Below are 22051 nucleotides of genomic sequence, written 5' to 3'. Positions count from 1 at the left end.
GCCCAAAAGGGCCCGGGAGGGGGCCGCAAAAAGCGACCTCTTTCCCGGGGCACCTGTCCTATAATAGCCAGTGAGAAAAGGGGGAGGGAACGGCGTGACCGTCATCTACATAGACAGCGTCTTCGTGCTGAACGCCCTGATGGACTATCTGCTCCTCCTCTCCGCCGCCCGGCTGGCGGGACTGCCCCTGCGGCGGGGGCGCTACGCCCTGGCCGCCCTGGCCGGCGGGGCCTACGCGGCGGCGGTGTTCCTGCCGGGGATGGGCTTTTTGGCCCAGGCCCCGGTGAAGCTCGCGGCGGGGACGCTGCTGGGGCTGATCGCCTACGGCGGGGAGGAGAAGCTGCTGCGGCTGATCGTGCTGTTCTTCGCGGTCTCCTGTGGCATGGCGGGCTGCGTGCTGGGCCTGGGCCTGCTGGCGGGGGGCGGCGTGCCGGTGGTGGACGGCGTGTTCTACACCAACGTGGACGCCAGGGCGCTGGTGGTCGGCGGGACGGCGGCTTACGCCGTGGTGTCGGTGGTCTTCCGGGCGGCGGCGGCCCACGGGGTCCGGGGGCGGCTGCTGCCGGTCCGGGTGCGGATCGGGGACCGGACGGCGGAGCTGACGGCGCTGTGGGACACGGGCAGCGGCCTCCGCTCGGCGGACGGCCGGTCCGTCCTGGTGGCGGCCGGCGGCGCGCTGGACAGGGCCCTGCCCCCGGAGGCGGTCCGCCTGCTGGCCCGGCGGGGGCTGGAGGCCCCGGAGGAGCTTTTGGAGCCCCTGCGCTCCGCCGCTCCGGGACTGCGGCCCCGCCTGACGCCCTATCACGCGGTGGGGACGGCAGGGGGGCTGCTGCTGACCATCCGGACGGACTGGACAGAGATCGACGGGACCCGGTATCCGGGGCTGACGGCGGCCCTGGCCCCCACGGCGCTGGGCGAGGGCTATACGGCGCTGTGGGGAGGGCCCGCGGGAAAGGGAGGCGGACATGAGCGTCTTGAGGGATCTGAAAGAGCGGGTGCGGCGGCTGCTGGCCCGGTGGGGCGTCCTGCGGACGGAGAGCGTCCATTACATCGGCGGGAGCGACACCCTGCCCCCGCCCCTGAGCCGGGAGCGGGAGGCGGAGCTGCTCCGCGACCTGGACGAGGCGGGCCGGCAGGAGCTGATCGAGCATAACCTGCGGCTGGTGGTGTACATCGCCCGGCGGTTCGAGAACACGGGCATCAACATCGAGGACCTGATCTCCATCGGGACCATCGGGCTGATCAAGGCGGTGGGGACCTACCGGACGGACAAGAACATCAAGCTGGCGACCTACGCCTCCCGGTGCATCGAGAACGAGATCTTGATGTACCTGCGGAAGAACGCCTCCCGGCGGGGGGAGGTCTCCTTCGACGAGCCGCTGAACACGGACTGGGACGGCAACGAGCTGCTGCTCAGCGACGTGCTGGGCACCGACGAGGACGTGGTCATGCGCCCCATCGAGGAGGACGTGGACCGCTCCCTGCTGGCGGCGGCCATCGGCACCCTGTCCCCCCGGGAGCGGGAGATCATCACGCTGCGCTTCGGCCTGGGGGGCGGGAAGGAGCAGACCCAGAAGGAGGTGGCGGACCGGCTGGGGATCTCCCAGTCCTACATCTCCCGGCTGGAGAAGCGGATCATCAGCCGGCTGAAGAAGGAGATCTTACGTCTGTCTTGACAAAGCGGGACGGGGTGTAGTATACTGACTCCCGTACAAACGCAGGGAAGGGGAGCAGTACCCGGTCTGCCGATGCCAAGAGAGGACGCGGTCGGTGAGAGCGTCCGTGAGGCGGCGGGGGAAGTCGTCCCGGAGCGGCGCGGCTGAAGGGAGAGTAAGCCGCGACGGAGGCCCGCCGTTAGAGGGGAGGGCGCGTGAGCGCCCGCGAGTGCGCGCCTCCCGTGAGGGGGACGCGAGGTCAGGTGGTACCGCGGACGTGTGTGTTCGCCCTGAGCCGGGAGGCTTGGGGCGGCTTTCTTTTTGGGGAGGGAAGATGGAGTTTCGATTCGAGACGAGATACGACCAAAGAGGCTTGACCGCCATGGCCCGGGCCCTGCGCAAGACCATCCGGAAAAAGGGCAGCCGGAGGAGCCATATATCCGGCTGGTGTATCGTGGCGCTGGCGGTCGTGCTGGTCGCCGCGGGGAGGGTGACGGGCGGACCCTGGACCCTTCGGGACACCCTGAACTGCGGCGTCGGCGTGATCTTGACCGCGATACTGCTCACCGAGGATCGGGTCAACGCCTTCGCCGCGAAAAAGAAGATGCTGCCGGGCACATCGTCCGCGAAGAGCGTCTTTACAGAGGAAGGCTATACCTCGACGACTGAGGCCGCGTCGACCGGATTTCATTATGAGACGGTCCAGCAGGTATGCGAGACGGCGGACTACTTCGTGTTCCTGTTCAGCCGGCAGCATGGACAGATCTATGACAAAGCCACGCTGAGCGGCGGTACGGCCGAGGAGTTCAGGGCCTTCATCACCGAAAAGACCGGGAAGCCGATCGCATATATCGAGTGAGGATACAGGCTTATAGAACGGGGGGAAAGCCGATGGGATTCGTCTTTCATATAACAAATTACGACGACCCCGCTCTGGACGGCGAAGCGGCGGAGCTTCTCCATCAGCGGCTGGAGGCCCGGAGCCGTCAGGCTGTGCCGGGCATGTGGAAGGTCACGGACAAGCTCAACGCCCACGCCGCTAAGGGCCCGGGCCGGGGGACGCGGCGGCGGTACAAGGTCTATGGCGTCATCCTGATCGCACTGGGTATATTTGCCTTGGTCCCCGGACTGATGGAGCCCCGGATCCCCAGCCTGATCATAACGGGCGGCTTGGCGGTGGTTTGGGGCCTTTGGAGTTTTTGCCTCCGGGAAAGGAGACCCCTCCAGCCCCCGGCCTCCTGTAAAAAGGGGGCGGCTGAACTGCTGGCGGGACGGCGGGCCGTGAACTGGTCCGGAGCTTCGGCGGAGGTCCGATTCGACGAAGGCGGCATGACCGTTTCTGCCGAGGAGGGCCGAGAGGCAGTCCCCTATGAGGACATGACCGGGATCTTTGAGACAGAGCGGCTTTGGCTGCTGGTCCATGGTGGGGAGAGGGCCCTGCTGCTGCAAAAGAAGGATCTGATCTCAGGAGCGAGGGGAGACTTCCTGCCGTATCTTCAAGAAAAGATCAAGGAAAACCATTTATCATAAAAGGAGAACCGACATGAAGAAAGAACTGCCGAAAGTGTACGAACCCCAGCAGGTGGAGGGTCGCATCTATGAGATGTGGGAGGACGCCGGATGCTTCAACGGCGATCCGGACCGCTCCAAAAAGCCCTTCTCCATCGTGATGCCGCCCCCCAACGTCACGGGCCAGCTCCACATGGGCCACGCCCTGGACTGCACCCTCCAGGACATCCTCACCCGCTTCAAGCGGATGCAGGGCTATTCCACCCTCTGGCTCCCCGGCGTGGACCACGCCGGCATCTCCACCCAGGTGAAGGTGGAGGAGGAGCTGCGCACCAAGGAGGGCCTGAGCCGCTATGACCTGGGCCGGGAGAAGTTCCTCCAGCGGGTCTGGAAGTGGAAGGAGGAATACGGCGACCGCATCGTCCGGCAGCAGAAGAAGATGGGCGTGTCCTGCGACTGGTCCCGCTCCCGCTTCACCATGGACGAGGGCCTTTCCAAGGCCGTCCGGGAGACCTTCTGCGAGCTGTACGACAAGGGCCTCATCTACAAGGGCAGCCGCATCATCAACTGGTGCCCCCACTGCGTCACGGCCCTGTCCGACGCCGAGGTGGAATACCAGGACAAGCCCGGCCACCTCTGGTATATCCGCTATCCGCTGGCCGACGGGTCCGGGGACCTGGTGGTGGCCACCACCCGGCCCGAGACCATGATGGGCGACACGGGCGTCGCCGTGAACCCGGAGGACGAGCGGTTCAAGCATCTGGTGGGGAAGACCTGCATCCTGCCGATCATGGACCGGGAGATCCCCATCGTGGCGGACGAGTACGTGGAGCTGGGCTTCGGCACCGGCGCGGTGAAGATGACTCCCGCCCACGACCCCAACGACTTCGAGGTGGGCCTGCGGCACGGCCTGGAGACCATCCGCTGCATCGCCGACGACGGGACCATCAATGAGAACGGCGGGCCCTACAGCGGGATGGACCGCTATGAGTGCCGCAAGGCCATCGTGAAGGATCTGGAGGAGCAGGGGTATCTGGTCAAGACCGAGCCTTACAGCCACAATGTGGGCACCTGCTACCGCTGCCACAACGACGTGGAGCCCCTGATCTCCGCCCAGTGGTTCGTGAAGATGGAGCCCCTGGCCAAGGAGGCCCTGCGGGTGGTCCGGGAGGGCGAAGTGAAGTTCGTCCCTGACCGCTTCTCCAAGACCTATACCAACTGGATGGAGAACGTCCATGACTGGTGCATCTCCCGCCAGCTCTGGTGGGGCCATCAGATCCCCGCCTGGTACTGCGACGAGTGCGGACACATCAACGTCAGCCGGGAGGATCCCACGCGGTGCGAGGCGTGCGGCTCCGCCCGCCTGACCCGGGATCCCGACGTGCTGGATACCTGGTTCAGCTCCGCCCTGTGGCCCTTCTCCACCCTGGGCTGGCCGGAGGAGACCGAGGACCTGGACTTCTACTACCCCACCTCCGTCATGATCACCGGATACGACATCATCTTCTTCTGGGTCTCCCGGATGATCTTCTCCGGCTGCGAGCAGATGAAGAAGATCCCCTTCCGCACGGTCCTGATCCATGGCCTGGTCCGGGACGACAAGGGCCGGAAGATGTCCAAGTCCCTGGGCAACGGCATCGACCCCCTGGAGGTGGCGGAGAACTACGGCGCGGACGCCCTGCGCTTCAACCTTATCACCGGCAACAGCCCCGGAAACGACATGCGCTTCTACACCGAGAAGTGCGAGGCCATGCGGAACTTCGCCAACAAGATCTGGAACGCCAGCCGCTTCGTCCTGATGAACCTGGGGGACGCGGAGACCTACGCCCTCCCGGCGGCGGGGGAGCTGGAGCGGGAGGACAAGTGGGTCCTCTCCAAGCTGAACGCCCTGGTGGAGGAGGTCACCGAGAACCTGGACAGCTATGAGATCGGCGTGGCCTCCGCCAAGGTGTACGACTTCCTGTGGGACACCTACTGCGACTGGTATATCGAGCTGACCAAGACCCGTCTGAACGGAGAGGACGAGGCGGCGAAGGAGACGGCCCGGAACGTGCTGTGCTATGTGCTGGCGGAGCTTTTGAAGCTGCTGCACCCCTTCATGCCCTTCATCACCGAGGAGATCTTCCAGGCCCTGCCCAAGCAGGAGGGCCGGTCCGATGCGTTCCTGATGACGTCCCGGTGGCCGGAGCATCAGGAGGCCCTGTCCTTCCCGAAGGAGGAGGCCGCCATGGAGGCCGTCATGGACACCATCAAGGCCATCCGGGCCCGCCGGGCGGAGATGAACGTGCCCCCGTCCCGGAAGGCGGAGGTGCTGCTGGTCACGGCGGATCCGGAGCCCTATGAGCAGGGCCTGCACTTTATCCAGCGGCTGGCCTTCGCCTCCGAGGTGCGCTTTGCCGCGCAGGCCCCGGCGGACCTCGGCGGTCAGGTGAGCATCGTCACCCGCAGCGCCGCGGCCTACCTGCCCCTCAGCGAGCTGGTGGACATCTCCGCCGAGCGGGAGCGCATCGCCAAGGAGCGGGAGAAGGCGGAGAACGGCCTGCGGATCGTGGAGCAGAAGCTCTCCAACGAGAAATTCGTCTCCCGCGCCCCGGAGGCGGTGGTGAACGCCGAGAAGGAGAAGGCCGAGAAGTTCCGGGAGCTCATCGCCAAGCTGGAGGAGTCCGCCAAGGCGCTGGGGGACTGACGGGATCAGGGACGAGGAGTTAGGATCTAAAGAAACGATATGAGCGAACAGGTCCCGAGGCTTTCAGCCTCGGGACCTGTCCCCGTTCTTAGGACAAAGAGAGGTTCAGCGGAGGACGATATAGGCCGTCGTTCCGAAGAGCAGGATCGATACGAAGAGGGAAAAATAGGCGAGGGGCCGGCTCTTGTTCCAATTTTGGGCCGCCTGCACCAGCAGCACGACGCCGATCAGGGGTTCATACAGATAGATGGCGTTTGGCCAGGCCCCGGTCAGCTGGAGGAGCGCCAGCACAATCACGGAAACGGACAGGACGATCTGCGCGATGGCGAAAGGTCTCATAAGGCTTGGCTCCTTTCCGTCACATCCGCCGGACGATCCGCCGCCGCTTCCAGATGGACGGCGCGAACAGCAGCAGCATGGGGAAGATCTCCAGCCGCCCCACCAGCATGTCGAAGGACAGCAGGAGCTTGGACGCCCAGGAGAACTGCGAGAAGTTCCCCGTGGGCCCCACGGCCCCCAGGCCCGGCCCGATGTTGTTGATGCAGGCCGTCAGCGCCGTGAAGGTGGTGATGAGGTCGAACTGCTCCAGGCTCAGCAGCAGGAAGGAGGCCGTGAACACCAGCAGGTACACCGTGATGAACAGGTGCACGCTGCGGATGTGCTTGTCCGTCAGGGCCTTGCCCTCGAAGCGGGTGGTGGTGACGGCGTTGGGGTGGAGCATCTTGCGCATGTCCCCCCAGGAGGTCTTGGCCAGGATGACGATCCGGGCCACCTTGATGCCGCCGCCGGTGGACCCGGCGCAGGCCCCGATGAACATCAGCACCACCAAGATCCCCTTGGAGAAGGTGGGCCAGAGCTCGAAGTCCGCGGTGGCATAGCCGGTGGTGGTGATGATGGAGGACACCTGGAAGAAGGAATAGCGCAGGCTCCGGATGGCGGAGCCGTAGAGATGATATGTATCCGCCGCGATGGCCGCCACGGCGGAGCCCACGATGGCGAGATAGGCCCACAGCTCCTCGGAGCGGAACACGTCCCGGAAGCGGCGGACGAGCAGGAAGTAGTACAGGTTGAAGTTCACGCCGAAGAGCAGCATGAACACGCCGATGACCACGTCGAAATAGGCACTGTCGTAAGCCCCCACGCTGAGGTCCTTGTTGCTGAAGCCGCCGGTGCCGGCGGAACCGAAGGAGTGGATGCAGGCGTCGAACAGCGGCATCCCGCCCAGGAGCAGCAGCACGATCTCCACGAGCGTCATCACCAGGTAGATGCCGTAGAGGATCTTGGCGGTGTCGCTCATGCGGCTGACCAGCTTGCCCACGGACGGGCCCGGCATCTCCGCCCGGAGCAGGTGCATCCCGTGGCCGTCCGTCATGGGCAGCACCGCCATGACGAACACCAGCACGCCCATGCCGCCGATCCAGTGGGTGAAGCTCCGCCAGAACAGCACGCCCTGGCCCAGGGGCTCCACCGCGGTGAGGATCGTGGCCCCGGTGGTGGTGAAGCCGGAGACGGTCTCGAAGAACGCGTCGATGAAGTTGGGGATGTAGCCGGAGATCACGAAGGGCAGGGCGCCGAAGGCGCTCATCAGCAGCCAGGCCAGGGCCACCACGGCGAAGCCGTCCCGGGCGTAGAGGGCCGTCTGCTTGGGCCGGGCCCGGAGGGGCAGGCCCGCCAGCAGCAGGAGCAGGGCCGGGATCAGGAAGGGGAAGGCCGACTCCCGGTACAGCAGCGCCGCCAGGGCGGGCAGGGACAGCAGCGCCGCCTCGGTCCACAGGATGCGGCCGATGACGAAGCCGATCATTCGATAGTTCAAGGGGCCGCCCTCCTTAGTCCTGTAAGATGTCGTGGATGTCCTGGAGCGAGGTGTCCGTGGTGACCACGATCACGTCGTCCCCCGCGTTCAGGGAGTCGCTGCCGGAGGGGATGACGATCTTCCCATTGCGCTGGACGATGCCGGCGAGCAGGAGGCCGTTGCGGAGCTTCAGGTCCTTCAGCGGCACGCCGATGAAGGGCACGTCCGCCGGCACGCCGAACTCCAGGGCCTCCACCGCGCCGTCCACCAGGCGGTGGAGGGTCTTGATCTTCGCGCCGGAGGCACTCTCCATGGCCCGGACGTATTGGACGATCAGCTCCGTGGTGGTGGAGCGGGCGGAGATGACGCTGTCGATCATGCTCTCGTTGCTCACCAGATCCACCAGGGACTTGCGGTTGATCTTCGCCACCACCTTGCACTTGTTCCCGGACTCCTTGGCGGCGCACATGCTCATGAGGATGTTGGCCTCGTCGATCCCGGTGATCGCCACGAAGGCGTCGGTCTGGCCGATGCCCTCCTCATGGAGGAGGTCGCTGTCGGTGCCGTCCCCCACGATGACCAGGGCCTTGGGGAGCTGTTCGCCCATCCGGATGCAGCGCTGCTCGTCCCGGTCGATGATCTTCACGTCCATGCCCATGTTCAAAAGCTCGCTGGTCAGGTAGTAGCAGATCTTGCTGGCCCCCACCACCATGACGGTGGACGCCTTGGAGCGGAAGACCCCCAGGTGGCGGAAGAACTGGGCCAGCTGGTCCGGGGAGGAGGTGAGGTAGATCTTGTCCCCCGCCCGGAGGACGAAGTCGCCGGAGGGGATGATGGTCTCCCCCTTCCGGGCCACGGCGCAGATCAGCACCCGGACCCGGACGTTCCGGTACAGGTCCGCCAGCTGGAGGCCGTCCAGGGCCGAGTCGGCGGGGAGGCGGTATTCCACCAGCTCCAGCCGCCCCTTGGAGAAGGTCTCCACCTTCATGGCGGCGGGGAAGCGGAGCACCCGGGCGATCTCCCGGGCGGCGGCCCGCTCCGGGTTGATGGCCATGGACAATCCCAGCTCGTCCCGCATGAAGCGGAGCTGCTTCTCATACTCCGGGTTGCGGATGCGGGCGATGGTGTGTCTGGCCCCCAGCTTCTTGGCGACCAGGCAGGAGAGGATGTTCAGCTCGTCGCTGGAGGTGGTGGCGATCAAAAGCTCCGCCTTCTCCACCTCGGCCTCTTTCTGCACGCCGTAGACCGCGCCGTTCCCGCAGACGCCCATGACGTCATAGATGTTGATGATGTTGTCGATCAGCCGGGGGTCCTGGTCCACGACGGTGACGTTGTGCCCGTCGGCAGAGAGCTGCTGCGTCAGGGCGGAGCCCACCTTGCCCGCGCCTACGATGATGATCTTCATGCTTGCCTCCAAAAAGACGGCCCGGGGCGGAGGGCCCCGGAGGATACGAAGAGCGATACCCCGATTATATAAGAGATCCACAAAAAAGGGAAGGCCCGGACCGCAAAAATTTTCCTTGACAAAGGGTGGTTCCCTGTGTAGAATAAGTTCAATTATTTTAATTAAATTATTTTAGTTAAAATAATTGACATTTCGACGAATATGGAGGACCTCAAATGGAATTCGAGAGCGTACGCGATATCATCGTGGAGACCCTGGGCTGTGAGGCGGAGCAGGTGACGCTGGAGGCGTCCCTGGCCGACGATCTGGGGGCGGATTCCCTGGCTGCTGTGGAGCTGGTCATGGCCCTGGAAGAGGCCAGCGGCATCACCATCGCCGACGCCGATGTGGAGGGACTGAAGACCGTGGGCGATATCGTGAGATACCTGGAGGCCCACAAGGCCTGATCCGCGCCGCCGTGCCCTACATCCCGCTGCGCCCGGCGGACGCCGGGCATCCGCTCCCCCTCCGCCCCCGCCGTGTCCGCGGCGCGGCCTTTGGCGGTCCTGCCGCCCTGCGGCCTCCCGCCGGACCGGGGCGGGACGGAGGGGGGAGCGGGGAAAACCCTGCGAAGCGCCGCCCCGCCGACCGAAGCGGGGCGGGACGCCTGGAAAGGAACGAACATGACCAACCAGGAACTTTATGACTTGATGGCCCGCTTCGACAGCAGCGGCCTGCAGACGCTGAAGCTGTCCCAGGGGGACCTTACGATAGAATTGGGGAAGGCCGTCCCCGGGGCCGCCGCCGTGCCGGCGGCGGCCCCGGCGGGGATCCCCGCCAAGGCGGAGGGAGGCCCTGTCAAAACGGAGGAGGGCCCCGTCATCCCCGCTCCGCTGGTGGGCACCTTCTACGCCGCCCCAGCTCCGGAGCAGCCCCCCTTCGTCTCCGTGGGCGACAAAGTGGCGAAGGGCCAGACCGTGTGTCTGCTGGAGGCGATGAAGACCATGATCGAGGTCCCCGCCCCCTGCGACTGCGTGATCGCGGCCATCCTGAAGGCCAACGGCGACCTGGCGGCCTTCGGCGAGGCGCTGATGCGCTACGAACCATGCTGAGGCGGGTCCTGATCGCCAACCGGGGGGAGATCGCCCTCCGGATCCTCCGGGCCTGCCGGGAGCTGGGGATCGAGACCGTGGCCGCATACTCCGAGGCGGACGCCGAGGCCCTCCATGTCCAGCTGGCCACGGAGTCCGTCTGCATCGGCCCGGCGCGGGCGGCGGACAGCTACCTCAACCAGGACGCCCTCCTGACGGCGGCCCTGGCGACGGGCTGCGACGGCGTCCATCCCGGCTATGGCTTCCTGTCCGAGAACGCGGAGCTGGCCGACGCCTGTGCCCGGGAGGGGCTGGCCTTCATCGGCCCCTCCGGGGACGCCATCCGCAAGGCGGGCTCCAAGTCCGCCGCCAGGAGCCGGATGCGCGCCGCCGGGGTGCCGGTGACGCCGGGGTCCGACGGCCCCGTGGCCTCTGCGGAGGAGGCCCTGGCGGCGGCGGAGAGCGTGGGCTGGCCGGTGCTGCTGAAGGCCTCCGCCGGCGGCGGGGGGCGGGGGATCCGCCGCTGTGACCGCCCGGAGGACCTCCCGGCCGCTTATGACGAGGCCAGGGCGGAGGCCGCCGCCTGCTTTGGCAGCGGCGAGATGTACCTGGAGAAGCTGGTGCTGGCCCCCCGGCACGTGGAGGTCCAGATCCTGGCGGACCGCCAGGGCCATATCGTCCACCTGGGGGACCGGGACTGCTCCGTCCAGCGCAGGAACCAGAAGCTGATCGAGGAGGCCCCCGCCCCCGGCCTGCGCCCCGCTCTCCGGGAGGCCATGGGGGAAGCCGCCGTGCGGGCGGCGGGAGCCGTGGGCTATGAGGGCGCGGGGACCGTGGAGTTCCTGGTGGACGGGGAGGCGTTCTACTTCATGGAGATGAACACCCGCATCCAGGTGGAGCACGGCGTCACGGAGCTGGTCACCGGCGTGGACCTGGTGCGCCAGCAGCTGCGGATCGCCTCCGGCCTGCCCCTGGACTTCACCCAGGAGGACGTCATGGTCCGGGGCTGCGCCATCGAGTGCCGGGTGAACGCCGAGGACCCGGCGGCGGAGTTCCGCCCCTGCCCCGGCAAGGTGGAGTTCCTCCACTTCCCCGGCGGCACGGGGGTCCGGGTGGACTCCTGCCTGTATAACGGGTGCGTCATGTCCCCCTATTACGATTCCCTGGCCGCCAAGCTCCTGGCCCATGGGGCCACCCGGCTGGAGGCCATCCGCAAGATGCGCCGCTGCCTGGAGGAGTTCACGCTGGAGGGCTTCCCCACCAACGCGGAGCTGTCCTATGAGATCCTCTATCACCCCGTGTTCGTCCGGGGCCGCTGCACCACGGCGTTCCTGGACACCCACCTGCCCGAGCTGCTGGAGTTCAGCCGCCGGGTGGGGGAGAGGGAGGCTGAGACATGAACGGTATCTTTGCCAAGCGCCGGGCCCGGCTCCTGGCCATGAAGGCCATCCGGGACAACTACGTCCCCGGGGACCAGCGGGTCTCCTGCCCGCGCTGCGGCGGGGAGAGCCAGCGCAGGGACGTGGCGGCGGCCCTGTCCGTCTGCCCCCTCTGCGGCCATCATTTCCCCATCGGGGCCTATTACCGCCTCAGCACCATCCTCGATCCCGGCAGCTTCCGGGAGCTGAACGAGAAGCTCCCCGCCGCGGACCCGCTGTCCTTCCCCGGCTATCGGGAGAAGCAGCGGGCCGCCCAGCGGAAGACGGGCCTCACCGAGGCCGCCGTCACCGCCGTGGGGACCATCGGGGGCCGCCGGTGCGTCGTGGGCGTGCTGGACAGCCGCTACCTGTGCGGCAGCATGAGCGCCGCCGTGGGGGAGAAGATCGCCCTGGCGGTGGAGCACGCGGCGAAGGACCGCCTGCCGCTGATCCTCTTCTCCGCCAGCGGCGGGGCCCGGATGCAGGAGGGGATCTTGTCCCTCATGCAGATGGCGAAGACCAGCGCGGCCCTGGCCCGGTTCGCGGAGAAGGGACTGCTGTATATCTCCGTCCTGACGGACCCCACCACCGGCGGCGTCACTGCCAGCTTCGCCTCCCTGGGGGACATCATCCTGGCGGAGCCGGGGGCTTTGATCGGCTTTGCCGGGCCCCGGGTGATCCAGCAGACCATCGGCGAGACCCTGCCGGAGGGCTTCCAGCGCGCGGAATACCAGGAGGAGCACGGCTTCGTGGACGCGGTGGTCCCCCGCGGGGAGCTCCGGGACACCCTGGCCCGGCTCCTCCGGCTCCATGAGAAGGGAGGACGCCCATGAGCAACGAGCTCACCGCCGCCCAGCGGGTCGCCATAGCGCGGCACCCCCAGCGGCCCAACATCACCGACTACATCGGCGCTCTCTTCACGGATTTCTTCGAGCAGAAGGGCGACCGCCTCTGCCGGGAGGACCCGGCCATCCTGGGCGGCGTGGCGCTGTACCACGACCGCCCCGTCACCGTGATCGGCACCCGGAAGGGCAAAACGGCGGAGGAGAGCATCCGCTGCAATTTCGGGATGCCGGGGCCGGAGGGCTATCGGAAGGCCCTGCGGCTGATGAAGCAGGCGGAGAAGTTCCGCCGCCCCGTCATCACCTTCATCGACACCTCCGGGGCCTATCCCGGCCTGGAGGCCGAGGCCAAGGGCCAGGGGGAGGCCATCGCCCGGAACCTCTTCGAGATGAGCCGCCTCACCGTGCCCGTGATCGCCGTCGTCACCGGCGAGGGCAACAGCGGCGGGGCGCTGGCCCTGGCCGTGGCCGACCGGGTGCTGATGCTGGAGGACGCGGTCTACGCCATCTTGTCCCCCGAGGGCTTCGCGTCCATCCTGTGGAAGGACGCCTCCCGGCACGACGAGGCGTGCGGGATGATGAAGCTCACTGCACCGGACCTGCTGGCCCTGGGCGTGGTGGACGACATCGTCCCGGAGCCGGAGGGCGGGGCGCACCTGGATCCCGGCCGGACCTTCCGGGAAGTGGACCGGGCCGTCAGCCGCCACCTGGCCGCCCTGCTGAAGGAAAGCGGGCAGGGCCTGGCGGCGGGACGTTATCAAAAATTCAGGAAGATGGGCGTGCCGCCAAAGGCCCCCAAGGAGGAGCCATGAACGGGATCAAGATCCGAGGGACCGGCCGGGGCGTGCCCGGCAGGCGCGTCACCAATCAGGACCTGGAGCGCATCGTGGACACCAGCGACGAGTGGATCGCCAGCCGCACCGGCATCAAGGCCCGGCACCACTGCGCCGAGGGGGAGGCCATCTCCTCCTTCATCGCCGCCGCCGCCCGGCAGGCCCTGGCAGAGGCGGGGATCGGGCCGGAGCAGATCGGCGCGTGCATCGTGGCCACGGCGACGCCGGAGACCATGGTCCCCTCCGCCGCCTGTACGCTCCAGCGGGACCTGGGACTGCCGGAGGACATCCCCTGCTTCGACCTCAACGCGGCATGCACCGGCTTCCTCTTCGCCCTGCACACCATGGAGTGCCTGCTGAACGCCGCCCCCCGGAGGTTCGGCCTGGTGGTGGGGGCGGAGGAGCTGAGCCGCGTCATCGACTGGGGGGACCGGAGCACCTGCATCCTCTTCGGGGACGGGGCCGGGGCCGCCGTGGTGGAGTGCCGGGAGGGCTGGCCCTCCATCTCCGCCGTGCTGGGCTGTCACGGGAGCAGCGAGCTGCTGTACCTCCCCGGCCCGGAGGCGGCGGAGCACAGCTATCTGTCCATGGAGGGCACGAAGGTCTTCAAGTTCGCCGTGGAGGCGGTGCCCTGGTGTGTGGACCAGGTGCTGCGCCGGACGGGCCGGACGGTGGAGGACGTGGACTTCTTCGTCTTCCACCAGGCCAACGCCCGCATCATCGACCTGGCGGTGCGCAAGTATCATATCCCCCCGGAGAAGTACTATAAGAACATCGCCGAATACGGCAACACCTCCGCCGCTAGCATCCCGCTGGTCCTCAGCGAGCTGCGCCGTCAGGGGAGGGCGGGCCCCGGCAGCCGCATCCTGGCCGTGGGCTTCGGCGGCGGACTGACCTGGGGCGGGTGCCTGATCGAGTTTGTATGAGGAGTAAGCCTGTGAAAAAGTTGAATGAGATCCTGGGGACGGAATTCCCCATCATCCAGGGCGGCATGGCCAACATCGCCACCGGTGAGTTCGCCGCCGCCTGCTCCAACGCCGGGGCCCTGGGCATGATCGCCACCGGCGGCTGGGACGCGGACCGGCTCCGCCGGGAGATCCGCCGGGCCAAGGAGCGGACGGAGAAGCCCTTCGGCGTGAACCTGATGCTGATGAGCCCCTATGCCGCCGATATCGCCCAGGTCATCCTGGACGAGGGCGTCCGGGTGGTCACCACCGGCGCGGGGAACCCCGGACAGTACATCCCCGCCTGGAAGGAGGCCGGCGTCAAGGTCATCCCCGTCGTGGCGGCGGCGGTGCTGGCGAAGCGGCTGACCCGCTACGGCGTGGACGCCTTCATCGCCGAGGGCACGGAGTCCGGCGGCCACGTGGGGGAGATGACCACCATGGCCCTGGTCCCCCAGGTGGCGGACGCGGTGGACGTGCCCGTCATCGCCGCGGGGGGCATCGCCGACGGGCGGCAGATGGCGGCGGCGCTGGCCCTGGGGGCCTGCGGCGTGCAGGTGGGCACCTGCCTGCTGGCGAGCCGGGAGTGCCCCATCCATGACAACTACAAGCAGGCCGTGCTGAAGGCCAAGGACTCCGACACCACCGTCACGGGCCGCTCCATCGGCGGGCCGGTGCGGGTGCTGAAGAACAAGATGGCCCGGGAGTACCTGGCCCTGGAGAAGCGGGGCGCGACCCTGGAGGAGCTGGAGACCGTCACCCTGGGAGGGCTCCGCCGGGCCGTGCTGGAGGGCGACGTGGAGCGCGGCAGCGTGATGATGGGCCAGGCCGCGGGCCTGCTCCATGAGATCCGGCCCGTCCGGCAGATCTTCGAGGAGCTCTGCGGCGGAGGGAAGGCCGTCCTGGAGCAGGTGGCACGGGGATGGCAGTGACGATCCGGGGGAAGGTCCTGCCCCTGCCCATCGTCCAGGGGGGCATGGGCATCGGCGTCAGCCTGGAGCGCCTGGCGGGGGCCGTGGCCGCCCAGGGCGGCATGGGGACCCTCTCCGCCGCCTTCTGCGGCTTCCGGGAGCCGGACTTCCGGCAAGATCCCCGGGGGGCCAACCTCCGGGCCCTGGCCCGGCAGGTCCGGCGGGCCAAGGAGACCGCGAAGGGCGCGGGCCTCGTGGCCGTGAACGTCATGGTGGCCGCCGCCCAGTACGCCGACAGCGTGCGGACCGCCCTCCGGGCGGGGGCGGACGCCGTGGTGTGCGGCGCGGGGCTGCCCCGGGACCTGCCCGCCCTGGCGGCGGAGGTGCCGCAGAGCGACGCGGCCCTGGCCCCGGTGGTCAGCGGGGGACGCTCCGCCGCCCTGATCTGCAGGCTGTGGCACCGGCGCTATGGCCGGGTCCCGGACTTCGTGGTCCTGGAGGGCCCCCTGGCCGGGGGACACCTGGGCTTTACCCCCGAGGAGGCCAAAGAGGCCCAGGCCGGACGGCCGAGGCCCCTCTCCGCCCTCCTGGGAGAGGTGCTGGAGTCCCTGGCCCCCTTCCGGGAGGAGTACGGGCGGGACATCCCGGTCTTCGTGGCGGGCGGCGTGAAGGACGGCGGGGAGATGCGCCGCTATATGGACGAGGGCGCCGCCGGCGCCCAGTTCGCCACCCGCTTCATCGCCACGGAGGAGTGCGACGCCAGCGAAGGGTTCAAAAAGGCCCTGCTGGACGCGGAGGCGGAGGACATCACCATCGTCCAAAGCCCCGTGGGGATGCCGGGCCGGGCGCTGAGGAGCCCGCTGATCCGCCGGGTGGAGGCGGGGACCCAGCCCGGGATCGAGCGCTGCGACCGCTGTCTTGCCGCCTGCGACTGCAGGACCGCCCCCTACTGCATCTCCAAGGCGCTGATCGCCGCCGTGGAGGGGGATCGGGAGAATGGCCTTTTCTTCTGCGGGGCCAACGCCGGGGAGATCCGCACCCTCTCCACGGTGCGGGAGCAGATGGACCAGATCATGAACGAATGGAGGGCCGCGCGATGAAGCTCGGTTTCTTATATGCCGGACAGGGCAGCCAGCATCCCGGTATGGGGGAGGACCTGTACGAGGCGTACCCCGCCTTCCGGGCGGTGTTCGACGCCGCTCAGGCGGACTTGGAGTTCGATTTGAAGCGGACCTGCTTCCAGGACCCGGAGGGGATCTTGGACCGGACCCGCTATACCCAGCCGTGCATGACGGCCTTCGCCGCCGGGCTGACGGCGGTGCTGCGGGAGCGGGGGATCGTCCCCGCGGCAGCGGCGGGCCTCTCCCTGGGGGAGTACTCCGCCCTCCACGCCGCCGGGACCTTCGACGCCGGGACCGCCGTGCGCCTGACCGCGTTCCGCGGCAGGGCCATGGAGGAGGCCGCCGCCGGGCGGGAGAGCGCCATGACGGCGGTCCTGGGCCTGGAGCGGGGGCCGCTGCAGGATGCCTGTGACGAGGCGTCCGGCCTTGGCACGGTGGTCATCGCCAACTACAACTGCCCCGGCCAGCTGGTCATCGGCGGGGAGGCGGCGGCTGTGGGGCGGGCCGCCGCCCTGGCCAAGGAGAAGGGCGCGAAGCGCTGCCTGCCCCTGAAGGTCAGCGGGCCCTTCCACACGCCGCTGATGGCCCCCGCCGGGGAGGCGCTGGAGGCGTATCTGCGGACCGTCCCCCTCCGGGAGCCCCAGATCCCCGTGCTCTTCAACTGCCTGGGCCGGGAGAAGGGGGACGGGGACAGCATCCCCGCCCTGCTGGTCCGCCAGGTCCAGAGCAGCGTCTATATGGAGGATTCCATCCGCCGCATGGGGGAGCTGGGCCTGGACGGCATCGTGGAGATCGGCCCGGGCAAGGCCCTCAGCGGCTTCGTGAAGAAGACGCTCCCCGGCTTCCCGGTCCGGGCGGTGGAGACCGTGGGGGACGTGGAGGCCCTGGAGCGGGCAGTCGAGGAGGGGACGCTATGAATCTCGAAGGGAAGACCGCCGTCGTCACCGGGGGGAGCCGGGGCATCGGCCGGGCCGTCTGCCTGGAGCTGGCGAAGGGCGGGGCCAACGTGGCGCTCTGCTACGCCGGGAACGAGGCGGCGGCGCAGGAGACCGTCCGGGCCGTGGAGGCCCTGGGGGCCCAGGCCCTGGCCGTCCGGTGCGACGTGTCCGACGCCGCGCAGGTGGACGCGCTGGTCCTGGCCGCCGTGGAACGGTTCGGCCAGATCGATATCCTGGTGAACAACGCCGGGATCACGCGGGACGGCCTGGTCATGCGGATGAGCGAGGAGGACTTCGACGCGGTGATCGCCGCCAACCTGAAGGGGGCCTTCCTCTGCATGAAGGCCGTCAGCCGCCTGATGCTGAAGCGGCGCCAGGGCCGCATCGTGAACCTGAGCAGCGTGGTGGGCCTGCGGGGCAACGCCGGGCAGGTGAACTACGCCGCCAGCAAGGCCGGGATCGTCGGCATGACGAAGTCCCTGGCGAAGGAGCTGGCCGCCCGGGGGATCGGCGTCAACGCCGTGGCCCCCGGCTTCATCGAGACGGACATGACCGCCGCCATGACGGACGCGGCCCGGACCGCCGCCCGGAGCGCCATCCCCATGGGCCGCCTGGGCGGGCCGGAGGACGTGGCGAAGGCCGTGGCCTTCCTGGCCAGCGACGAGGCCGCTTATATCACCGGCCAGGTCCTGGCGGTGGACGGCGGCATGGCAATGTGACAGAAAAGAGGTTTGACTATGGAACGACGCAGAGTCGTGATCACCGGCCTCGGGGCCGTCACGCCCCTGGGCCTCACCGCCGGGGAGAGCTGGCGGGCCGTCCGCGAGGGCGTCTGCGGCATCGGACCCATCACCGGCTACGATCCCGCCGGGATGAAGGTCCGGCTGGCCGCGGAGGTCAAGGGCTTCTCCCCTGAGGCCCTCTTCGGCAAGCCGGAGGCCAAGCGCATGGGCCGCTTCACCCAGTTCGCCCTGGCCGCCGCCAGGGAGGCGCTGGCGGACAGCGGCTTCCGGGCCGAGGACGCCGATCCGAGGCGGTGCGGCGTCATCGTCTCCAGCGGCATCGGCGGCATCGGCATCACGGAGGAGGAGCACGATCGGGGCCTCGCCCGGGGCTGGGACCGGGTGTCGCCCTTCTTCATCCCCACGGGCATCTGCAACATGGGAGCCGGGCGGGTCGCGATCGACGCCGGCTTCCGGGGGATGTGCTCCTGCCCGGTCACGGCCTGCGCCGGGGGCACCAACGCCGTGGGCGACGCCTTCCACTATATCCGGGACGGCTATGCCGAGGCGATGCTCTGCGGCGGGGCCGAGGCGGCGCTGACCCCCCTGGCGGTGGGCGGCTTCACCTCCATGAAGGCCCTGTCCCAGAGCACGGACCCCAGCCGGGCCTCCATCCCCTTCGACGCGGAGCGGAGCGGCTTCGTCATGGGGGAGGGGGCGGGCATCCTCCTGCTGGAGGAGCTGGACCATGCCCTGGCCCGGGGCGCGAAGATTTACGCGGAGGTGTCCGGCTACGGCGCGACCTGCGACGCCTATCACATGACCGCGCCCCGGCCCGACGGCAGCGGCGGGGCGGAGGCCATGGCCATGGCCCTCCGCGACGGCGGCGCGGCGGCGGAGGACGTGGACTATATCAATGCCCACGGCACCTCCACCCACCTGAACGACGCCGGGGAGACCGCCGCGATCAAGACCGTCTTCGGCGGCCACGCCTACCGTCTGGCGGTCAGCTCCACGAAGTCCATGACCGGCCATATGCTGGGCGCGGCGGGCGCGGTGGAGGCCATCTTCACCGCCCTGGCCCTGCGGGACGGCTATATCCCCGCGACGATCAACTACCAGGTCCCGGACCCGGAGTGCGACCTGGATGTGACGCCGGGCAGGGGCCGGGAGGCGGAGCTGCGCTGCGCCATGTCCAATTCCCTGGGCTTCGGCGGGCACAACGGCAGTCTGCTGTTCAAGAGATGGGAGGCGTGAGCATGGGGATGCAGTATGATTCCGATCAGATCGCGCAGATCCTGCCCCACCGCTATCCCTTCGCCCTGGTCGACAAGATCGTGGACGGCGAGCCGGGCCGGTGGGCGAAGGGCGTGAAGTGCGTCACGGTGAACGAGCCCTTTTTCCAGGGCCATTTCCCCCAGAAGCACGTCATGCCCGGGGTGCTCCTCATCGAGGCCCTGGCCCAGGTGGGGGGCGTGGCGGTGCTGGCCGTGCCGGAGGACCGGGGGAAGCTGGCCTTCCTGGGCCGGGTGAAGGACGCCCGCTTCAAGCGCCAGGTGGTCCCCGGCGACGTGGTGGAGCTGGAATGCCGCCTGACGAAGCGGAAGGGCCCCATCGGCGTGGGGGAATGCGTCGCCACGGTGGACGGCGAGACGGCCGTCACGGCGGAGCTGACCTTTGCCATCCGGTGAAGAGCGGGAGCCCCCGGTTGCCTTTTTCGGCGGGGCCGGTTATAATAGCCGTGGACGGCCGTCCTGCCCGGGCCTGGGGATAGGGCCCGGAGGCGTTTCGCGCCTGCGGCAGGATCGGAGCGGGATCGATACGGCGGGAGGGAGGAGCACCATGCTGGAGCAGGCATTCAACAGTGTGTACTCGAAGTTCAAGCTGCATTTTTATCAGGAGATCTTCCGGCGGTTCCAGGACCGGGAGGCCAGCCTGACCACGGTGGAGACCTTCTGCATGGAGTCCATCCAGGCGCTGGGGAGCCCCACGGTGAACGAGTTCGCCGGTTTCATGCGCATCTCCCCGCCCAACGCGGCCTATAAGGTCAACAGCCTGGTGAAGAAGGGCTATGTCCGCAAGGTCCAGTCGCCCAGCGACCGGCGGGAATACCACCTGGTGCCCACCCAGAAATACATCGACTACTATAACATCTCCAGCGATTACATCGATATGGTGATGGACCGGGTCAAGGCCCGTTTCACTCCGGAGGAGTGCAGGCAGCTGGAGGCGATGCTGCAGATCGTCAGCCGGGAGCTGATGCCGGAGGTGGGCCTCCCGCCGGAGGCGGAGTGATCCCTGCCCCGGCGGACCGGCAAAAACGGCGGAGGGCCGGCGGGGAGGGAGGGCCTCCTGCACCGTCCAGGTCATGAGCTCTCAGGAGGTTTGTGACCTTCTGGAAATTTGCCCGGTCTGCCGGGACGGCTGTTCCGGCAGGCTGAAAAACAGGCGGCAGGTCGAAGACCTGCCGCCTGTTCTCGAAGAAAAGGAGGAGCGGTCACTTGCGGTTCTCCTTCTGGTTGCGCTGCTCCTTCTGGTTGTTCTGCTGATCCTGCTCGCGCTGGTTCTGCTTCTGGTCACGGTTCTCCATGAGAACACCTCCTTTCGACTCTGGCAGATGCCTTCCGGCGGCCGGGGGCGGTCTCCCGGTACCCGGCCGGCTGGAAGGCGTCCTCCAGTGAGTACAGGACTATTCTTGCCAAAGGCTGTGAGATCTATTCAAAAAAGCGAAAGATATTCGTTGACAAAGGGACCGGGGGCTGATATACTAAGGCTTACAAAACGAAGAAGGCTGATCGCATCCGCCTCACCTCCAGCGCAGAGCGAAGAGGTCAAGAACGAGAACCACGAGCTGCCTGCCAAAGGCGGCCCGTTGCTGCGCGGATGCTTCAGGGCGTCCGCGTTTTGTGATTTTAAGGATGGAGGTGCTTTGACCATTAGTAAGCAAGTGCATGAACTGAATGAGAGCATCGGCGACAAGGAGATCCGGCTGATCGGTCCCGCGGGCGAGCAGCTGGGCATCATGGCCCCTGTGCAGGCGCTGAAGATCGCCGAAGAACAGAATCTGGACTTGGTCAAGATCTCGCCCCAGGCCACCCCGCCGGTGTGCAAGCTGATGAACTATGGGAAGTTCCGGTTCGAGCAGAGCAAGCGGGAGAAAGAGGCTAGGAAGAACCAGCACGTGGTGGAGATCAAGGAGATCCGGATGTCCCCGGGCATCGACATCGGGGACTTCAACACGAAGCTCCGGAATGCCCAGAAGTTCATCGCCGACGGCAATCGGGTCAAGGTCTCTGTTCGTTTCCGCGGCCGCGAGATGGCGCACACCGATATCGGGCGGGATCTTTTGACCCGCTTCGCCGAGCAGTGCGCCGAGATTGCCAATCTGGACCGGCCTGCCAAGCTGGAGGGACGGATGATGTCCATCTTCCTCTCTCCCAAGGCCGGTAAATGACGGGCGGAGGGCCCGCCCGGACCAAAGATGTTCAACATTACGGAAGGAGTCGATCGTTATGCCGAAACTGAAGACCCACAGCGGCGCCAAGAAGAGGTTCAACCTCACCAAGACCGGGAAGGTCAAGCGCGCCAAAGCCTTTAAAAGTCACATCCTGACCAAGAAGGACACCAAGCGGACCCGCCGCCTGCGCACCGGCGGCTATGCCGACGCCACCAACGTGGACGCCATCCGCAAGATGATCCCGTACAAGTGAGTTAGAAAAGGAGGCTTTTTAGAATGGCTAGAGTCAAGGGCGCGATGATGACGCGCAAGAGAAGGAATAAGGTCCTGAAGCTGGCGAAGGGCTATTGGGGCTCCAAGTCCAAGCACTTCCGCGTGGCCAACCAGGCCGTCATGAAGTCCCTGAGCTATGCTTACACCGGCCGCAGGCTGAAGAAGCGCGATTTCCGCTCCCTGTGGATCACCCGCATCTCCGCCGCCTGCAAGCTCAACGGGATGAACTATTCCACCTTCATGCACGGGCTGAAGACCGCCGGCGTGGAGATCAACCGCAAGATGCTGGCCGAGCTGGCCGTCAGCGACGCCGCCGCCTTCACCCAGCTCACCGAGATCGCCAAGAAGGCGTGACGGTCCTTCGAGAGGAGATGGAAAGGACTTCGGAAGCGTTCCCGAAGTCCTTTCGGCGTGTCGAGGAAGGAGAGGGGACTTCCTCGACGGGAAGGAAGAGAGCTACGAGAGGGACCCAGGA

General features: G+C 67.5%; 23 protein-coding genes and 1 pseudogene. 21 read left to right on the top strand and 3 right to left on the bottom strand.

Annotated elements, in window-relative coordinates:
- Positions 1 to 70 precede the first annotated feature (70 nt).
- The 5 genes and pseudogenes from QZ332_RS08550 to QZ332_RS08530 all read left to right on the top strand — a co-directional run.
- Positions 71 to 856, top strand: a pseudogene (locus QZ332_RS08550) (sigma-E processing peptidase SpoIIGA); the annotation flags it as partial.
- 109 nt (positions 857 to 965) lie between these two features.
- Positions 966 to 1676, top strand: coding sequence for an RNA polymerase sporulation sigma factor SigE (sigE, locus tag QZ332_RS08545; RefSeq protein WP_295764416.1), 711 nt, complete (start codon positions 966 to 968; stop codon positions 1674 to 1676).
- A 313-nt stretch (positions 1677 to 1989) separates the two neighbouring features.
- Positions 1990 to 2514 carry a YcxB family protein gene (locus tag QZ332_RS08540; RefSeq protein ID WP_295764415.1) on the top strand — a complete coding sequence of 175 codons (525 nt, stop codon included), beginning with the start codon at positions 1990 to 1992 and terminating at the stop codon, positions 2512 to 2514.
- Between the two features lie 32 nt (positions 2515 to 2546).
- Positions 2547 to 3185 carry a YcxB family protein gene (locus QZ332_RS08535; RefSeq protein ID WP_295764414.1) on the top strand — a complete coding sequence of 213 codons (639 nt, stop codon included), beginning with the start codon at positions 2547 to 2549 and terminating at the stop codon, positions 3183 to 3185.
- Positions 3186 to 3198: 13 nt separating this feature from the next.
- Positions 3199 to 5850: a valine--tRNA ligase gene (locus tag QZ332_RS08530; protein ID WP_295764413.1), complete on the top strand. Its 2652-nt coding sequence runs from the start codon at positions 3199 to 3201 to the stop codon at positions 5848 to 5850.
- A 105-nt stretch (positions 5851 to 5955) separates the two neighbouring features.
- Here the strand turns inward: QZ332_RS08530 and QZ332_RS08525 are convergent, their stop codons facing one another.
- The 3 genes from QZ332_RS08525 to trkA are packed head-to-tail and all read right to left on the bottom strand — an operon-like array spanning position 5956 to position 9047.
- On the bottom strand, positions 5956 to 6189 hold the full coding sequence (locus tag QZ332_RS08525) for a hypothetical protein (RefSeq protein ID WP_295764412.1): 234 nt from the start codon (positions 6187 to 6189) through the stop codon (positions 5956 to 5958).
- A gap of 19 nt (positions 6190 to 6208) precedes the next feature.
- A complete protein-coding gene (locus QZ332_RS08520) occupies positions 6209 to 7663 on the bottom strand; it encodes a TrkH family potassium uptake protein (protein ID WP_295764411.1) in 1455 nt (484 codons plus the stop codon).
- Between the two features lie 13 nt (positions 7664 to 7676).
- Positions 7677 to 9047, bottom strand: a complete 1371-nt coding sequence (gene trkA, locus QZ332_RS08515) for a Trk system potassium transporter TrkA (protein ID WP_295764410.1) — start codon at positions 9045 to 9047, stop codon at positions 7677 to 7679.
- Positions 9048 to 9262: 215 nt separating this feature from the next.
- Between trkA and acpP the strand changes: the two genes are divergently transcribed.
- The 16 genes from acpP to rplT all read left to right on the top strand — a co-directional run bounded on the left by acpP (position 9263) and on the right by rplT (position 21930).
- Positions 9263 to 9493 carry an acyl carrier protein gene (acpP, locus tag QZ332_RS08510; protein WP_295764409.1) on the top strand — a complete coding sequence of 77 codons (231 nt, stop codon included), beginning with the start codon at positions 9263 to 9265 and terminating at the stop codon, positions 9491 to 9493.
- Between the two features lie 216 nt (positions 9494 to 9709).
- Complete coding sequence (locus QZ332_RS08505; protein WP_295764408.1) at positions 9710 to 10138, top strand: acetyl-CoA carboxylase biotin carboxyl carrier protein subunit; 429 nt, start codon at positions 9710 to 9712, stop codon at positions 10136 to 10138.
- On the top strand, positions 10132 to 11517 hold the full coding sequence (gene accC / locus QZ332_RS08500) for an acetyl-CoA carboxylase biotin carboxylase subunit (RefSeq protein ID WP_295764407.1): 1386 nt from the start codon (positions 10132 to 10134) through the stop codon (positions 11515 to 11517). Before QZ332_RS08505 ends, accC begins: the two co-directional genes overlap by 7 nt.
- Positions 11514 to 12368 (top strand): acetyl-CoA carboxylase, carboxyltransferase subunit beta, encoded by an 855-nt coding sequence (gene accD / locus QZ332_RS08495; RefSeq protein ID WP_295764406.1) that lies wholly within the window; start codon positions 11514 to 11516, stop codon positions 12366 to 12368. Before accC ends, accD begins: the two co-directional genes overlap by 4 nt.
- Positions 12365 to 13189, top strand: a complete 825-nt coding sequence (locus tag QZ332_RS08490; protein ID WP_295764405.1) for an acetyl-CoA carboxylase carboxyltransferase subunit alpha — start codon at positions 12365 to 12367, stop codon at positions 13187 to 13189. Before accD ends, QZ332_RS08490 begins: the two co-directional genes overlap by 4 nt.
- A complete protein-coding gene (locus QZ332_RS08485) occupies positions 13186 to 14136 on the top strand; it encodes a beta-ketoacyl-ACP synthase 3 (protein WP_295764404.1) in 951 nt (316 codons plus the stop codon). The genes QZ332_RS08490 and QZ332_RS08485 overlap by 4 nt, the downstream gene beginning before the upstream one ends.
- Before the next feature lie 11 nt (positions 14137 to 14147).
- Complete coding sequence (locus QZ332_RS08480; protein WP_295764403.1) at positions 14148 to 15086, top strand: nitronate monooxygenase; 939 nt, start codon at positions 14148 to 14150, stop codon at positions 15084 to 15086.
- Positions 15077 to 16165 carry a nitronate monooxygenase family protein gene (locus QZ332_RS08475; protein ID WP_295764402.1) on the top strand — a complete coding sequence of 363 codons (1089 nt, stop codon included), beginning with the start codon at positions 15077 to 15079 and terminating at the stop codon, positions 16163 to 16165. The genes QZ332_RS08480 and QZ332_RS08475 overlap by 10 nt, the downstream gene beginning before the upstream one ends.
- Complete coding sequence (gene fabD, locus QZ332_RS08470) at positions 16162 to 17103, top strand: ACP S-malonyltransferase (RefSeq protein ID WP_295764401.1); 942 nt, start codon at positions 16162 to 16164, stop codon at positions 17101 to 17103. Before QZ332_RS08475 ends, fabD begins: the two co-directional genes overlap by 4 nt.
- On the top strand, positions 17100 to 17843 hold the full coding sequence (gene fabG, locus QZ332_RS08465) for a 3-oxoacyl-[acyl-carrier-protein] reductase (protein WP_295764400.1): 744 nt from the start codon (positions 17100 to 17102) through the stop codon (positions 17841 to 17843). Before fabD ends, fabG begins: the two co-directional genes overlap by 4 nt.
- 18 nt (positions 17844 to 17861) lie before the next feature.
- Positions 17862 to 19103, top strand: coding sequence for a beta-ketoacyl-ACP synthase II (gene fabF, locus QZ332_RS08460; RefSeq protein ID WP_295764399.1), 1242 nt, complete (start codon positions 17862 to 17864; stop codon positions 19101 to 19103).
- A 2-nt stretch (positions 19104 to 19105) separates the two neighbouring features.
- A complete protein-coding gene (gene fabZ, locus QZ332_RS08455; protein WP_363324035.1) occupies positions 19106 to 19537 on the top strand; it encodes a 3-hydroxyacyl-ACP dehydratase FabZ in 432 nt (143 codons plus the stop codon).
- Between the two features lie 151 nt (positions 19538 to 19688).
- Entirely contained in the window at positions 19689 to 20141 is a 453-nt protein-coding gene (locus tag QZ332_RS08450; protein WP_295764398.1) for a MarR family winged helix-turn-helix transcriptional regulator, read from the top strand.
- 634 nt (positions 20142 to 20775) lie between these two features.
- Positions 20776 to 21300, top strand: a complete 525-nt coding sequence (gene infC / locus QZ332_RS08445; protein WP_295764397.1) for a translation initiation factor IF-3 — start codon at positions 20776 to 20778, stop codon at positions 21298 to 21300.
- Positions 21301 to 21358: 58 nt separating this feature from the next.
- Entirely contained in the window at positions 21359 to 21556 is a 198-nt protein-coding gene (rpmI, locus tag QZ332_RS08440; protein ID WP_295753651.1) for a 50S ribosomal protein L35, read from the top strand.
- 23 nt (positions 21557 to 21579) lie between these two features.
- Positions 21580 to 21930, top strand: a complete 351-nt coding sequence (gene rplT, locus QZ332_RS08435; RefSeq protein ID WP_295764396.1) for a 50S ribosomal protein L20 — start codon at positions 21580 to 21582, stop codon at positions 21928 to 21930.
- Positions 21931 to 22051 lie beyond the last annotated feature (121 nt).

Origin of the sequence: uncultured Oscillibacter sp. (genome assembly GCF_910584465.1) — a bacterium.
In the GTDB taxonomy this organism is placed as follows: Bacteria; Bacillota; Clostridia; order Oscillospirales; family Oscillospiraceae; genus Oscillibacter.
Note: the sequence above shows the minus strand (reverse complement) of the source record. Positions and strands in the feature narration are given on the sequence as shown.

Coding starts and splice junctions, on each gene's coding strand:
- QZ332_RS08450 (WP_295764398.1), top strand. CDS start 19,689: ATGCTGGAGCAGGCATTCAACAGTGTGTACTCGAAGTTCAAGCTGCAT.
- QZ332_RS08535 (WP_295764414.1), top strand. CDS start 2,547: ATGGGATTCGTCTTTCATATAACAAATTACGACGACCCCGCTCTGGAC.
- rplT (WP_295764396.1), top strand. CDS start 21,580: ATGGCTAGAGTCAAGGGCGCGATGATGACGCGCAAGAGAAGGAATAAG.
- QZ332_RS08475 (WP_295764402.1), top strand. CDS start 15,077: ATGGCAGTGACGATCCGGGGGAAGGTCCTGCCCCTGCCCATCGTCCAG.
- acpP (WP_295764409.1), top strand. CDS start 9,263: ATGGAATTCGAGAGCGTACGCGATATCATCGTGGAGACCCTGGGCTGT.
- QZ332_RS08485 (WP_295764404.1), top strand. CDS start 13,186: ATGAACGGGATCAAGATCCGAGGGACCGGCCGGGGCGTGCCCGGCAGG.
- QZ332_RS08525 (WP_295764412.1), bottom strand. CDS start 6,189: ATGAGACCTTTCGCCATCGCGCAGATCGTCCTGTCCGTTTCCGTGATT.
- sigE (WP_295764416.1), top strand. CDS start 966: ATGAGCGTCTTGAGGGATCTGAAAGAGCGGGTGCGGCGGCTGCTGGCC.
- fabF (WP_295764399.1), top strand. CDS start 17,862: ATGGAACGACGCAGAGTCGTGATCACCGGCCTCGGGGCCGTCACGCCC.
- trkA (WP_295764410.1), bottom strand. CDS start 9,047: ATGAAGATCATCATCGTAGGCGCGGGCAAGGTGGGCTCCGCCCTGACG.
- QZ332_RS08505 (WP_295764408.1), top strand. CDS start 9,710: ATGACCAACCAGGAACTTTATGACTTGATGGCCCGCTTCGACAGCAGC.
- fabZ (WP_363324035.1), top strand. CDS start 19,106: ATGGGGATGCAGTATGATTCCGATCAGATCGCGCAGATCCTGCCCCAC.
- QZ332_RS08540 (WP_295764415.1), top strand. CDS start 1,990: ATGGAGTTTCGATTCGAGACGAGATACGACCAAAGAGGCTTGACCGCC.
- fabG (WP_295764400.1), top strand. CDS start 17,100: ATGAATCTCGAAGGGAAGACCGCCGTCGTCACCGGGGGGAGCCGGGGC.
- QZ332_RS08530 (WP_295764413.1), top strand. CDS start 3,199: ATGAAGAAAGAACTGCCGAAAGTGTACGAACCCCAGCAGGTGGAGGGT.
- rpmI (WP_295753651.1), top strand. CDS start 21,359: ATGCCGAAACTGAAGACCCACAGCGGCGCCAAGAAGAGGTTCAACCTC.
- accD (WP_295764406.1), top strand. CDS start 11,514: ATGAACGGTATCTTTGCCAAGCGCCGGGCCCGGCTCCTGGCCATGAAG.
- fabD (WP_295764401.1), top strand. CDS start 16,162: ATGAAGCTCGGTTTCTTATATGCCGGACAGGGCAGCCAGCATCCCGGT.
- QZ332_RS08490 (WP_295764405.1), top strand. CDS start 12,365: ATGAGCAACGAGCTCACCGCCGCCCAGCGGGTCGCCATAGCGCGGCAC.
- accC (WP_295764407.1), top strand. CDS start 10,132: ATGCTGAGGCGGGTCCTGATCGCCAACCGGGGGGAGATCGCCCTCCGG.